Source organism: Staphylococcus sp. ACRSN (assembly GCF_022346615.1).
Classification (GTDB): domain Bacteria; phylum Bacillota; class Bacilli; order Staphylococcales; family Staphylococcaceae; genus Staphylococcus.
The window spans coordinates 165,148-178,895 of sequence record NZ_JAKRNS010000002.1; the positions used below are offsets into that span (position 1 = coordinate 165,148).

13 protein-coding genes are annotated in these 13,748 nt (G+C 32.7%); 12 read left to right on the plus strand and 1 reads right to left on the minus strand.

Annotated features, from left to right (window positions below; translation table 11 throughout):
* Nucleotides 1-48: 48 nt before the first annotated feature.
* From MHZ36_RS02510 to MHZ36_RS02530, 5 genes are all read left to right on the plus strand, one after another.
* On the plus strand, nucleotides 49-1,335 hold the full coding sequence (locus tag MHZ36_RS02510) for a YhgE/Pip domain-containing protein (protein ID WP_239229415.1): 1,287 nt from the start codon (nucleotides 49-51) through the stop codon (nucleotides 1,333-1,335).
* Between the two features lie 307 nt (nucleotides 1,336-1,642).
* The gene (locus MHZ36_RS02515) at nucleotides 1,643-2,422 is read left to right on the plus strand and encodes an SDR family NAD(P)-dependent oxidoreductase (protein ID WP_239229416.1); all 780 of its coding nucleotides are present in this window, start codon (nucleotides 1,643-1,645) and stop codon (nucleotides 2,420-2,422) included.
* A 170-nt stretch (nucleotides 2,423-2,592) separates the two neighbouring features.
* Nucleotides 2,593-3,609 (plus strand): MsnO8 family LLM class oxidoreductase, encoded by a 1,017-nt coding sequence (locus tag MHZ36_RS02520; RefSeq protein ID WP_239229417.1) that lies wholly within the window; start codon nucleotides 2,593-2,595, stop codon nucleotides 3,607-3,609.
* Nucleotides 3,606-4,934: an LLM class flavin-dependent oxidoreductase gene (locus MHZ36_RS02525; protein ID WP_239229418.1), complete on the plus strand. Its 1,329-nt coding sequence runs from the start codon at nucleotides 3,606-3,608 to the stop codon at nucleotides 4,932-4,934. Before MHZ36_RS02520 ends, MHZ36_RS02525 begins: the two co-directional genes overlap by 4 nt.
* 117 nt (nucleotides 4,935-5,051) lie before the next feature.
* Nucleotides 5,052-6,536, plus strand: coding sequence for a Na+/H+ antiporter NhaC family protein (locus MHZ36_RS02530; protein ID WP_239229419.1), 1,485 nt, complete (start codon nucleotides 5,052-5,054; stop codon nucleotides 6,534-6,536).
* 279 nt (nucleotides 6,537-6,815) lie between these two features.
* Here MHZ36_RS02530 and MHZ36_RS02535 read toward each other — a convergent pair whose 3' ends face one another.
* Nucleotides 6,816-7,583, minus strand: a complete 768-nt coding sequence (locus MHZ36_RS02535; RefSeq protein WP_239229639.1) for a DeoR/GlpR family DNA-binding transcription regulator — start codon at nucleotides 7,581-7,583, stop codon at nucleotides 6,816-6,818.
* A gap of 176 nt (nucleotides 7,584-7,759) precedes the next feature.
* Here MHZ36_RS02535 and MHZ36_RS02540 point away from each other — a divergent pair, with 176 nt between their 5' ends.
* From MHZ36_RS02540 to MHZ36_RS02570, 7 genes are all read left to right on the plus strand, one after another.
* Nucleotides 7,760-8,842: an MDR/zinc-dependent alcohol dehydrogenase-like family protein gene (locus tag MHZ36_RS02540; RefSeq protein WP_239229421.1), complete on the plus strand. Its 1,083-nt coding sequence runs from the start codon at nucleotides 7,760-7,762 to the stop codon at nucleotides 8,840-8,842.
* A 42-nt stretch (nucleotides 8,843-8,884) separates the two neighbouring features.
* Entirely contained in the window at nucleotides 8,885-9,883 is a 999-nt protein-coding gene (locus tag MHZ36_RS02545; protein WP_239229423.1) for a dihydroxyacetone kinase subunit DhaK, read from the plus strand.
* Between the two features lie 12 nt (nucleotides 9,884-9,895).
* Nucleotides 9,896-10,531, plus strand: a complete 636-nt coding sequence (gene dhaL, locus MHZ36_RS02550; RefSeq protein ID WP_239229425.1) for a dihydroxyacetone kinase subunit DhaL — start codon at nucleotides 9,896-9,898, stop codon at nucleotides 10,529-10,531.
* A gap of 22 nt (nucleotides 10,532-10,553) precedes the next feature.
* Entirely contained in the window at nucleotides 10,554-11,000 is a 447-nt protein-coding gene (gene rpiB / locus MHZ36_RS02555; protein ID WP_239229427.1) for a ribose 5-phosphate isomerase B, read from the plus strand.
* A gap of 332 nt (nucleotides 11,001-11,332) precedes the next feature.
* Nucleotides 11,333-11,746, plus strand: coding sequence for a DUF2871 domain-containing protein (locus tag MHZ36_RS02560; RefSeq protein WP_239229429.1), 414 nt, complete (start codon nucleotides 11,333-11,335; stop codon nucleotides 11,744-11,746).
* Nucleotides 11,747-11,964: 218 nt separating this feature from the next.
* Nucleotides 11,965-12,996: an NAD(P)/FAD-dependent oxidoreductase gene (locus tag MHZ36_RS02565; protein ID WP_239229431.1), complete on the plus strand. Its 1,032-nt coding sequence runs from the start codon at nucleotides 11,965-11,967 to the stop codon at nucleotides 12,994-12,996.
* Between the two features lie 43 nt (nucleotides 12,997-13,039).
* Nucleotides 13,040-13,447 carry a GNAT family N-acetyltransferase gene (locus MHZ36_RS02570; RefSeq protein WP_239229433.1) on the plus strand — a complete coding sequence of 136 codons (408 nt, stop codon included), beginning with the start codon at nucleotides 13,040-13,042 and terminating at the stop codon, nucleotides 13,445-13,447.
* Nucleotides 13,448-13,748: the final 301 nt, after the last annotated feature.

A 13,748-nucleotide genomic window follows, 5' to 3' on the forward strand; every position in this document is an offset into this window, starting at 1 on the left:
ACAAAGTATGAATTAAACAACACATTGTATATTTAAGGAGGTAAACTAATGAATATTTTTAAAAATAAACTATTATGGATTGTACCCATTGCAATCATTGTATTATTGATAATATTGGCGACAGCTTTTTATCCTGCATATAATCCGTCACCTAAATCTTTACCTATAGCAATTGTCAATCATGATAAAGGTAATGATGTGCAAGGGCAAAAAGTGAATGTAGGAAAAAATTTAGAAGATAAACTAACAGATAGTGATTCAGATAAAATTAAATGGGTTAGTGTTAACAGTGAAAAAGAAGCGCGTAAAGGTTTGAAAGATCAAAAGTATTTTGGTGTGGCAGTAATTGAACATGACTTTTCAAAAAACGCATTATCCAAAACGCAAAAAATAGTAATGGACAGTAAAAAAGCAGAAATGAAAGAAAAAGCTGCTAGTGGGGAAATACCACCTGCACAATTACAACAAATGAAGAAACAAATGGCTAATCAAGCAGGAACGACTACTGACGTAAAACAAGCTAAGATTAAAACAATTGTTAATGGTGGAGCTAGTATGCAAGCCGTACAAATTGCAGATAATGTATTAACTAAAGTTGGCGAAAATGTTAATAATCAAATTTCACAACAAAGTTTAGAAATCTTAAATAAACAAGATGTCAAAGTGTCTGCTAAAGATATTAAAGGCGTAACGAATCCAATATCCATTGATAAAGAAAAAATAAATAAAGTGAAATCTCATCAAGCAAACGGTAATGGTCCGTTCTTAATGTTTATGCCTGTATGGATGAGTGCATTAGTAAGTTCAGTATTGTTATTCTATGCATTTAGAACAAGTAATAATGTTAAATTAAGTCAACGTATGATTGCATCATTTGCTCAAATGGCTGTAGCAGTAGTTACAGCATTTATTGGTGGTTTTAGTTATGTTTATTTCATGTCTGGAGTTCAAGACTTTAACTTTGATGATATAAATAAAATTGCTGTATATGTTTCTATAGCTATTATTGCATTTATTGGATTAATATTAGGAACAATGTCATGGTTAGGAATGAAGGCAATACCGATTTTCTTCTTACTAATGTTCTTCAGTATGCAATTGGTAACATTGCCAAAGCAATTTTTACCTAAGTTCTATCAGGAGTATATTGTGAGTTGGAATCCATTTACGCATTATGCTAATTATTTAAGAGAACTATTATATATGGATCAATCATTGCAAATGAATGCAACAATGTGGATGTTTATTGGATTTATGATATTCGGTATCATCTCGATTTTAACGGCAACATTGGTAAGAAAGCATAGCGAAAAGCGTACAGAGATACCCTCATAAAGTAAAGTGATTAAGTTTGCTTTTAGGTAACAATTAATGAATTAAAAAAATATAATATAAATTATTATGAGAGCATGGTAGACAAATATCCTTTATCAAAATAAGAGAGCTAATCTAATAGATTAGCTCTTTTTTATATTTAAAATAACATGATTTTGAACGTATTGCATATTAGTAGATGAACAATTTGAGAGATGATTTTATGAAATTAAGCTGTTTTTAATATGTAGGAAAGCGTTTTCTTTGTATGCATATAGGAGTTACTTTAAAATGTGATGTAAACATTTTAAAAAGAGGAGGAATCGTTATGAGTGTTTGGGATCAATTTAATTTGAAAAATCGTATTGCTATTATTACTGGGGGTGCTACGGGACTTGGTAAAGCGATGGGACAAGGTTTAGCTGAAGCGGGTGCCAATTTAGTGATAGCGGATATTAATTATAACTTAGCTAAACAAACGGCGAATGAATTTGAAATGAATACTGGAAATAAGGCGATTGCATGTAAGGTTGATGTTACGAATATTGATGATGTAGAAACAATGGTTCAAGACGTACTAAATGAATTTGGACATATTGATATTTTATTTAATAATGCTGGTATTAATGAACATATTAAATTTGAAGATATGCCATATGATCGTTGGCTTAAAAATATGGATGTCAATATTAATAGTATGGTATTAGTTTCACAAGCTGTAGGAAAAGTGATGATTCAACAGCAAAAAGGGACAATTATTAATACATCATCAATGTCAGGTATTATAGTGAATACACCACAACCTCAAGCAGCATATAATACATCAAAAGGCGCAGTAATTATGTTTACTAAAAGTTTAGCAAGTGAGTGGGCAAAACATGGTATTCGGGTTAATACAATTGCTCCAGGATATATGAAGACAGAGTTAACTAAAGACTATTTTGCACAAGGCGGAGATATGATAGATACATGGATGAAATTCACTCCTTTAGGTAGACCAGGTGTACCAGAAGAATTACAAGGTGCAGCGCTATATTTGGCTTCAGATGCATCTTCGTTTGTAACTGGTAGTGTAATTACAATTGATGGTGGTTATACTGCACTGTAATAGAAATTAAAAAATCATTTAAGAAGGCATTATTTGTGTAATATATAAGCCTTTTTAATGATTTGGTTTTTAATTCCGACTAAATAGATAAGAATGGTTGACAAAAATCAGAGAGAGGCATAGTATATGATTAAATCATTTTCAGAAAATTCATTATAGGAGGTCGTCATGTGATAGATATAAGTATTTTAGACCAAAGCCCAATAGTTCAAAATCAAACTGTTAGGGAAGCAATCGCAAGTAGTGTAGAACTTGCACAGATCGCAGATAAATTACAATATAAAAGATATTTTGTAGCTGAACATCATAATATGATAGAAGTTGCTGGTACGAGCCCTGAAATTCTTGTGACACATATTTTGAATCAGACAAATCATATTAGAGTGGGCTCAGGCGGAGTTATGCTACAACACTATAGTCCTTTTAAAATCATTGAACAATTTCATTTTATAAGCAATTTAGCTCCAGGTAGAGTAGATTTGGGAATTGGAAAAGCACCTGGCGGCTTTCCTCTGGCTACTAAAGCATTACAAGGAGAATTAAAAGATAATGCGTTTTCTTTTGAAGAAAAATTTCATCAGTTAAATCAATTTAATAACAATAATTTTCCTCAAGATGATGAGTACAATCAGTTAGCAACAACGATTAGAAAGAATGAATTAGAGAAACCTGAAATATTCTTATTAGGTGCAAGTGAAAAATCAGCAGAACTTGCAGCAAACGAAGGGGTAGGATTTATATTTGCCTATTTCATTAATTCAAATAATGAAGCAATGATAAGTGCAATAAATAAATACAAACAACTTTATCCAAAAGGCCGTTTGATTGTAGCTGTTGCTGCGGTTGTAGCTGAACAGGATCATGAACTAGCTATCGTTGAAGAAGGACGTACGAATTATGCACTACATTTCAAAGATGGAAGAAAAATAACTGTGAATACAACAGCACAGGTGGAAATGTTCCGACAACAATCGAATGACTCTTTTGATATTGAAGAAAAAAGTATCGATGTATTTACAGGTAGTTCAACTCAGATTAAAAAGGCATTACAGACATTAAATGAACATAACTTAATTGATGAATTTATGTTACATATGCCTGTTCAAAACCATGATTTGAGAAGACAAACAGTTAAGCAACTTGCACCGATTCATAATGCGAATTTTAAGAAAGAAGGGATAGTATGACGCGAAAAAGTATAGATTTTGGAATAATGCTCAATGGACCTGGTAGTCATATGCATGCATGGAAATCAGCAGAAGTACCAAGTAATGCAAGTACAAATTTTGAGTTTCAATTAGATATAGCCCGTAAAGCTGAAGATGCCGGATTTAGCTTTTTATTTGTCGCAGATGGACTGTATATCCATGAAAAATCCATACCTCATTTTTTAGATCGACATGAACCACTAACGTTATTAGCTGCATTGGCACCCATCACTTCACGGATCGGTTTAGTGGGTACGATTTCGACTTCTTATAGTGAACCATTCACAGTGGCAAGACAGTTAGCAACTATAGACCGTATTAGCCATGGTCGAGCAGGTTGGAATATTGTTACATCGCCTTTAGAGGGAAGTGCGGAAAATTATTCAAAAGGTGAACATCCAGAACATGATGAACGCTATGATATAGCAGAAGAACATATTCAAGTCGTTCAAGGATTATGGGACTCGTATGAAGATGATGCCTTTAAATTTGATGCTGAAAATCATAACTATTTAGATAAAGATAAGATGCATACATTAGATTACAAAGGGAAATATTTTCAAGTTAAAGGACCATTAAATGCCGGAAGATCGGAACAAGGTCAACCGGTGATATTTCAAGCTGGTGCATCGCCGAAAGGACAAGCATATGCAGCTAAATATGCTGATGCTGTATTTACACTCGGTGAATCACTTGAAGTTGCAAAAAAGAATTATGATGAAATTAAACAACAGGCTAAATCTCATGGACGTGATCCTGAAACTGTGAAAATATATCCGATTTTGTCACCTGTAATAGGCAAAACGCATGCAGATGTTGAAGAACGATTTTCAGAAATTAAATCACTAGCTACTATTGAAGATGCATTGGACTATTTAGGTAGGTATTATGATCATCACGATTTCACTCAATACGATTTAGACGCACCATTCCCTGAACTAGGCGACATCGGTCAAAATAGTTTTCGAGCTACGACGGAAGCCATTGCTGAAAGGGCAAAAGCAAACAATCTGACATTAAGAGAAATTGCCTTAGAAGAAACGGCCAAACGTTCTCCATTCACTGGAACATATGATGAAGTTGCAGACTTATTAATTGAATGGTTTGAAGCAAAAGCAGCAGATGGATTTATCTTTGGTCCACACATATATGGAAAAATATATGATGACTTTATCAATGAAATCATACCTCGCTTGGAACAAAAGGGGTATTACCATCAAGGCTATAAAGGTAAGACATTACGAGAAAATATAGGTGTTCCATTTAAAGAAAACAGATATGCCAAACGAAAAATAAGCAATTAATATCATATGAGTAACGTGAAAGACTAGAAATGTTACAAACATTTTTATTAAGTACGAGATACGCTATAAAACCTGAATGATTGTTTTAATATAAAAATTAAAGGAGTGTATACATAAATGTCGAAGTCTAATGCAGCATCATACGAGACTATTGCTCATAACAATCAGAATTATGATAGTGTGAGCACCAATGTAAAAGTTAAAAAGAAATTTCAAATGCCCCATGTTTTATTCATGATGTTTTTGATGATGATGTTTGCATGCTTGCTGACATATGTTATTCCTGCGGGCGCATTTGAAACCAAAAAGGATGGCGCAATTATTCAAGGTACTTATCATTCCATACAACAACATGGTATTAATCCATTTTATGCCACTACATTAATACTTAATGGTGGTTTGAAGTCAGCCCAAACTGTAACACTGTTATTATTTATTGGTGGTGCGATGGGTGGTATCTTACAACTTGATTCTGTAAAAAAAGTGACAAATGCTTTAATTTATCGATTTGAATATGCAGGACCGTTACCTTTAGTAATTGGTTTATTTACACTGATGGCATTTATTGGGTTTTTTGTAGGTGGGGATCAAATGATTGTCTTTGTAACATTAGGTGTTATTCTGGTGAATCGTTTGAAATTAGATCCAATTACTGCATTAGCAATCACCTTTTTACCGTTATATATGGCATTTTCAGTTTCTCCCTCGGGAATGGCAAAGATAGGACAAATCGTTTATCCTCAGGTTGCGTTATATTCTGGTTATGGTGGACGAGCAATTATGTATCTTATATTTTTAATGGTAACGCTATTATATGTCATATGGTATGCGAAACGCGTAATAAAGAATCCTAATAAAAGTTTAATGACGACACCTGAATGGCAATTGCAACATAATGATAATACTAAACAACAGTCACAACAAAATGAAGTAATTGTAAGTATGAGAGATTATTTTGTGGTCACATTGATTATTGTCACACCTATTATTTTAGCTTTAGGTAACGGTATATTAAAATGGTCTGAGCACTATGGTAATGGTGTGTTTATAACAGTATTTGGTATCAGTTTTGTCATAGCGTACCTAGTAAAGGGTTTAAGTCCAAGTCAAATGGTTGATGGATTTATTGAAGGTGCTAAGCCAATGTTAATCGTAGCATTTGCAATTATTATGGCAAACACGATTAGTGTTATTTTAGAAAAAGGACAAATTTTAAGTACAATTGTACATAGCTTAACGACACAACTAGATGGTTCATCTCCAGGAATCGTTTCTACATTAATATTTTTAGTAGCTACAGTATTTAATTTTCTAGTTCCATCTGGCTCAGGATTGATGAGTGTAATGATTCCAATATTACAACCAGTTACACATACACTAGGTGTGAATGACCAAATGTTATTAACAGCATTGTCATTTGGTGGTGGATTAGGTAACCTTGTTACGCCAACTTTGGGCGCGACAGTTGGAGCGATAGCAATTGCGAAAGGCAATTTTGTATCGTGGCTAAAGTTTATGCTCCCTTTATTTTTAATATGGCTTATTGTTGGTTCAATTGTATTATATGTGTTTACGACAATAGGTTGGACTGGTGGAATCTAAGTAATAAAATTAGGCTAAATCTAAATATCCAATCACAAAATAAGCGAGCTAATCCTAAATGGATTAGCTCGCTTTTATATTTAAAAGCTTTCGATTTTGAACGTGTATAATTGAAGTTGATTAATGAAGCAATTTCAGTTGAAAATTATAGATGAAACTTATCCTAATATAACGAAATAACAATATGAAGTGTTGTAAATAATAAGCCAGTAAATGAAATAAGATTCATTTACTGGCTTATTTTACTAGGATTTATATCTCAGGCGATTCGGTTCTTTTTTAATTATCAGCAACTGTAATCTTGAATGGTGCGTCATGTGTCCATTTATGTTCTGGCACTTGATCAGTGATGACTTCAGCAATTTCATTGATTTTTGCGAATGAAAGCGTAGATGATACATCAAATTTACTGCTATCAATTAAGGCAATTACATTTTCACTCTGTTGAACCATCTGTTTTTTTAATTGTACTTCTGGTAAAGAAAAGTCTGTTAAACCATTTTGTAGCGTTAAACCATTTGCAGATAAAAAGAAATAATCAATGTGGTACATTTCTAAAATTTGAGAATCGATATTTCCTGTTATCGCATTGGAATCTTCCGATACAAAACCTCCAACCACGAGCACTGTAAGATGTGGGTTTTCTTTCAAAAGTACTGCATTTTCTAAACCATTTGTAATTATGGTTAATTCCATCGTCGTATCAGCTAGTAATTTAGCTAATTCATATGTTGTAGAACTCGCATCAATCATGATACATTGCTGTGGTTTTATTTTTTTTATGGCAAATTTGCTTATTTTATATTTTTCACTATGCTTTTGTGTTAAACGATATGAAAAGTTCAATTTTGATGAAATATTTTCGGTTACTTTTGCGCCGCCATGTGTACGCGTTAATTTATTTTCACTTTCTAATCTTCTAAGATCACTACGAACAGTTGCTTCTGTGACACTTAAATAATCAGCTAGTTGTTTTACAGTAGCGCGTTTATGTGACTTGATATAAGCATATATATGTTCTCTTCTCTCATCTGCGTACATTTTCAAATTCAATCACATCCTCTTTAGAATCATAATATATTTTAACACATATTTTATTGAATCCAACAAAAACAATTCTAAACGAAAACAAATGAAAAAATATTTGTAATAAACGAAAAAATATATTAAACTAACAATTGTAAATGAAAGCGTTTTCTAAAAAATTCAGGGAGTTGTTCGTTATGACAAATAAAAATTACCCAGACAAAATGAAAGCAGTCGTTGCATATGCACCAGGAGATTATAAATATGAAACTGTAGATACACCTGAAATTGATAATCCAAAAGAAATTATCGTTAAAGTTGAAGCATGTGGTATATGTGCAGGAGATATAAAAGCTTACGGTGGTGCACCTAGTTTTTGGGGAGACGAGACGCAACCATCTTATATCAAAGCACCTATGATTCCAGGACATGAATTTATTGCTCGTATAGTTGATAAAGGTAAGGAAGTTACTGACTTTGAAATTGGTGATCGAGTTATATCTGAACAAATTGTACCTTGTTGGGATTGTAGATTCTGTAATCGTGGAGAATATTGGATGTGTGAAAAACATGATTTATATGGCTTTCAAAATAATGTTAATGGAGGAATGGCAGAATATATGAAATTTACCAAAGAAGCCATTAACTATAAAGTTCCTGAGGATTTACCTATTGAAAAAGCAATTTTAATTGAACCATATGCTTGTAGTTTACATGCGGTACAGCGAGCAAATATTAAACTAGGCGATTTTGTAGTATTATCTGGTGCTGGAACATTAGGTTTAGGAATGGTAGGAGCCGCAAAAAAATCAGGTGCAGAGACACTTGTTGTATTAGATATGAAAGATGAAAGGCTAGAATTAGCGAAACAATTTGGGGCAGATATCGTTATGAATCCAGCCAAGGTCGATGTAGTAAAAGAAATTAAAGAAATGACTGAAGGCTATGGTTGTGACATATATATTGAAGCAACCGGACATCCAAAATCTGTAGAACAGGGTTTAAGTGCAATTAGAAAATTAGGTCGTTTCGTTGAGTTCTCAGTGTTTGGAGAACCCGTTACGGTAGACTGGAGTATTATTTCTGACCGCAAAGAATTGGATTTATTGGGTAGCCATTTGGGACCTTATTGTTATCCATTAGTTATTGATGGTATTCAAAAGAGGGATTTTCCTACAGAAGGTGTCGTAACACATCAATTACCACTTGAATCATTTGAAGAAGGATTTGAGCTTATGAAAAAAGGTGACAACTCATTGAAAATTGTGCTTGTCCCTTAAGTCATATGAATATTACCCCAACATTAAAGGAGCGGTAAGAAAATGAAAAAAATGATTAACAATCCAAACGAGGTAATCGATGAGTTAATGACTGGATATGTCATAGCTTATCCTGATTATATTAGACGTTCAGAACTACACAAAAGAGCATTAATTGGTAAAAAACGTCACCCTGATCGTAAGGTAAGTATATTAATTGGAGGTGGCTCTGGTCATGAACCGGGATTTTTGGGATATGTAGGATCTGGTATGGCAGATGGCGTAGCAGTAGGTAATATTTTTGCATCTCCTTCACCTATTCCAATACAAGCAGTGACGAAAGAGATACATGCTGGACATGGTGTTTTATATATATATGGAAATTATGCCGGCGATTTAATGAATTTTGAAATGGCGAGTGAAATGACCGAAGTTGAAGATGATATTAAAACTGCAGTTGTTATTGGCAATGATGATGTTGCATCTTCTAAAGATCTCAATGACCGTAGAGGTATTGCTGGAGAATTTCTCGTATATAAAATTGCAGGTGCAGCAGCTGATTTTGGTTATGATTTAGAGAAGGTCAGACATTTAGCACAAATTGCAAATGATAATACACGTTCTATGGGAATTGGACTCAGTCCATGTTACTTACCTCAGACAGGGAAACCAAGTTTTGACTTAGAAGACAATGAAATGGAAATTGGTTTAGGACATCATGGTGAACCAGGTATAGAAAAGACAACAATTAGAACGGCAAAAGAAACAGTCCAAGTTATTATGCAGAATATATTAAAAGAAGGTATTTATCATGAAAATGATGATGTCGTCGTATTAATTAATGGCTTAGGTGCAACATCTCAAATGGAATTATATATTATCAATAAAGAAGTAGCAGCTATTCTCAATGAATATCAAATAAACACATATAAAAGTTATGTGGGCAACTTTATTACATCGATGGAAATGGGAGGATTTTCAATTACCTTGATGAAAGTGGATCAAACATTAAAAGAATGTATTTCACACCCAGTTGATTGCCCTAACTATAAAGAAATATAGGAGGTAGGTGTTATGACAGTATCAGGAAAAGACTTTAAACAATATATATTAGCGTTAACCCATTTATTTGAACAAGAAAAAGATACGCTATGTGAACTTGATAGGAAAATTGGAGATGGTGATCATGGTGTGACAATGGATATAGGCTATCAAGCCGTAAAACAAGTAATCAATAATGAACTCCAAGAGCAAAATGATATTGCGAAAATAAGTGTCGCAGTAGGTAAAACATTTTTAGACGCAGTCGGATCTTCTGTAGGACCACTCTATGCTTCAGGTTATTTAAAGGCTGCCGTAGCTGTAAAAAATAAAGAAACTTTAGACGATAAAAGTTTATTTGATTTTTGGATTGCATTTAGTAAAGGTATTAAAGCAAGAGGTAAGGCTGAAATCGGAGATAAAACAATGATAGATACGTTAGAGCCATTTTTTGATACTTTAGAGCAATCTCAAAGTAAAGGAGATTCTTTTAATAGCGGCTTTTCAAAAGCATTAGAAGCAGCAAAGCATGGTATGGAGAGTACAAAAGAAATTATTTCAAATAAAGGTAGATCGAAACGATTAGGTTATCGATCTCAAGGTCATATTGACCCAGGGGCAATGTCATCTTATCTCATGTTAGAAACCTTTAAGCCATTCGTTGTCTAAAAATTTTAAGGAGGAATGAAGCATGAAAATAGCAATAGGTGCAGATCACAATGGGTATGATATGAAAGAAGCAGTAAAATATCATGTGGAACAACTTGGACATGAAGTTGAAGATTTTGGTTGTGATTATTGTACAGAAGCAGATTATCCAGATGTTGCATTAGAAGTTGGTAAGAGTATACAAAAAGGTAATAATGAGCGTGGTATTTTAATATGTGGTACAGGTATTGGAGTCGCAATTACAGCAAATAAATTAAATGGGATTCGTGCTGCCTTGGCTCATGATTTCTATTCGGCAGAGCGCGCCCAGTTAAGTAATAATGCGCAAATATTAACTATGGGTGCACAAATTATTGGTATAGAAGTTGCTAAGAAGAATGTTGAAGCATATTTAAATGTGAGTTGGCAAGGTGGTTCTCAAAGAAAAGTGGATAAGATTGATAAAATTGAAGTACAAGAAAATACGTAATTTAAGACTTAATTATTTAAAGATAGCATGATATTGTAAATTTAATTGAATAATAAACCTATGTTGTTAAAAAGGTGACTTTACTTTCCAAGTATTAGCATTTGGATTAGAAGTGAAGTCATTTTTTAATTTTAGTAACTATTTTAGAAAAAATGATGCTTACAGACAAAGTTAAAAGGTGTTTTAAATAAGTCTTTATCATTATACAATAAGAGTATTGAAGTTAATTAAAATCTAACAGCTAAGCTAGTTTAAATATTTGTACATGTTTGTTGAATTGTCACTTTATTTTAGAGTGACATGTCCTATAATGTACATAAGGAGGCGTAAAGATGCGCAGAATATTGTATGCATTTTTGGTTTATACTATTTTAGGTTTATTAAGTGGATTCTATTATAGAGAGCTTACAGTGGCCCATCATTTTACAGGAGACACCCAACTCGTTGTAGTACATACACATACATTAATTTTAGGGATGTTTATGCATCTTATACTTTTACCGATTGAAAAAGTTTTTAAATTAAGTAGTTATTATTTATTTAATTGGTTTTTTATTATTTATAATATTGGTGTTTTCGCGACAATAGGGATGATGTTTATGAAAGGTACATACCAAGTTATTGGTTTAAAGGTACCTGAAACTTTCGCTGGTTATACGGGTATTGGTCATACGACATTAACTGCTGGCTTTATATTATTATTTTTCCTATTAAGAAATGCAATTGTTAAGGATCCAAGAGATTAATTACAAAGTTAAAATAGGTTGTACGATAGATTAACCCATTTTCTGTATTAAATATAGAAAATGGGTTTTTTCGCGACATAAATCCTAGACGCTTTTCATATGCATTAGACAAGTAATATTATGAAAAAATAATTGAATAAAAGTCTAAACATTGATAATCATTATCAATTGTAGGATAATAGAATAAATATAGTAGAAGAATTTGGGAGGCAATTTTAATGGATGACGTGATAATTATTGGCGGTGGACCTGCAGGCTTATTTGCGAGCTTTTACTCTGGTTTAAGAGGGATGAATGTAAGAATTATAGATATTCAAGATAAATTAGGTGGAAAGATGCATGTATATCCAGAAAAAATTATTTGGGATATTGGGGGATTAGCACCTAAACCATGTTATGAAGTAATTCAAGATACAATTAAACAAGGTTTATATTTTAATCCTGAAGTTAATTTAGAAGCGCGTGTTGTCGATATACGAAAAATTGCTGAACAACACTTTGAAGTTGAAACAGATAAAGGGCATATTTTTGAAAGTAAGTCAGTTATTATAGCTATTGGTGGCGGAATTATTAATCCTAAGCAATTAGAAATTAAAGACGCTGAACGCTATAAACTAACAAATTTGAATTATGTTGTGCAGTCGCTTAAACGATTTAAAGATAAAAATATTTTAATATCAGGTGCAGGAAATTCTGCATTAGATTGGGCTAATGATTTAAGTGGTTATGCCAAAAGTGTTACATTGATTTATAGAAAATCAGATATTAGGGGATATGAAGCAATGAAATCTGTCCTCGAAGAATTAGAAGTTCGAAAAATGCCTAACACACACATTCATCAATTGATTGGTGATGAGACGCGTACAAGAATTGATAAAGTTGTACTTGAAGATATTGAAACAAATGAAAAAACTATAGAAACGTTTGATGAAGTGATCATTAGTCATGGCTTTGATGTTGAAAATACTTTATTAAAGCAATCATCTGCTAAAGTAGATATGTTCAATGAGTATAGAATTAAAGGATTTGGTAATACTGCTACAAGTATTGATGGTTTATTTGCTTGTGGAGATATTATTTATCATGATGCAAAAGCACATCTTATAGCAAGTGCATTTAGTGATGCTGCTAATGCTGCCAATTTAGCTAAGGTATATATTGAACCAGAAGCGAAACCAGAAGGATTTGTATCGAGCCATAATGAAGTGTTTAAATCTTCTAATCAAGTTGTAATGAAAAAATACCTATAAGTAGCATGTATGGTTTTATTACTGTAATTTAATGTATGAGGTGATGATAGTGATAGAAATAAAACATGAACGACCTGAGGTAGAAGCATATTGCAATTTAAGATTAGAAGCTGGAATGAGCGGAAAATCTTATGCAGCAGCAGAAAAGGGTCTGCCTAATGCATTGTTTAATGTAACAATTTATGATAACAGTCAGTTAATTGGTATGGGAAGAGTCATAGGTGATGGCGGTACAGCATTTCAAGTGATTGATGTAGCAGTGGCTAAGGATTATCAGGGAAAAGGGTTTGGTAAAACAATAATGAAAGATATTATGGATTATATTAAGTCAATTGCTGAGTCAGGAACGTATGTAAGTTTAATCGCAGATTACCCAGCAGATAAACTATACGAAAAATTTGGATTTAAAATGACTGAGCCATATTCTGGTGGCATGTATCTAAAATTTTAAATCAAATAACTACAGTATGATAAAAATGTAATAGTTTGCTAAAGATAGAGGGAATTGAACCATCTTTATTTAAAAGTTTTTCAATTCATTTCGTTATTAACAGAGTTCTAAAAAGAGATGGTAATATAAATCTTCATTATTAAAATAAGAGGGATATAAATCCCAGAAAAAAGTACTTAGATGAATTAATCCAATTTATCTAAGTGCTTTTTTTAATTCAATAATTCGTATTGTTAGCTTGCTTTGTTAGGAGATATCTTTAGCCTGTAGTTTTCAACTTATCCTGTTCCCTCAAGTGTCT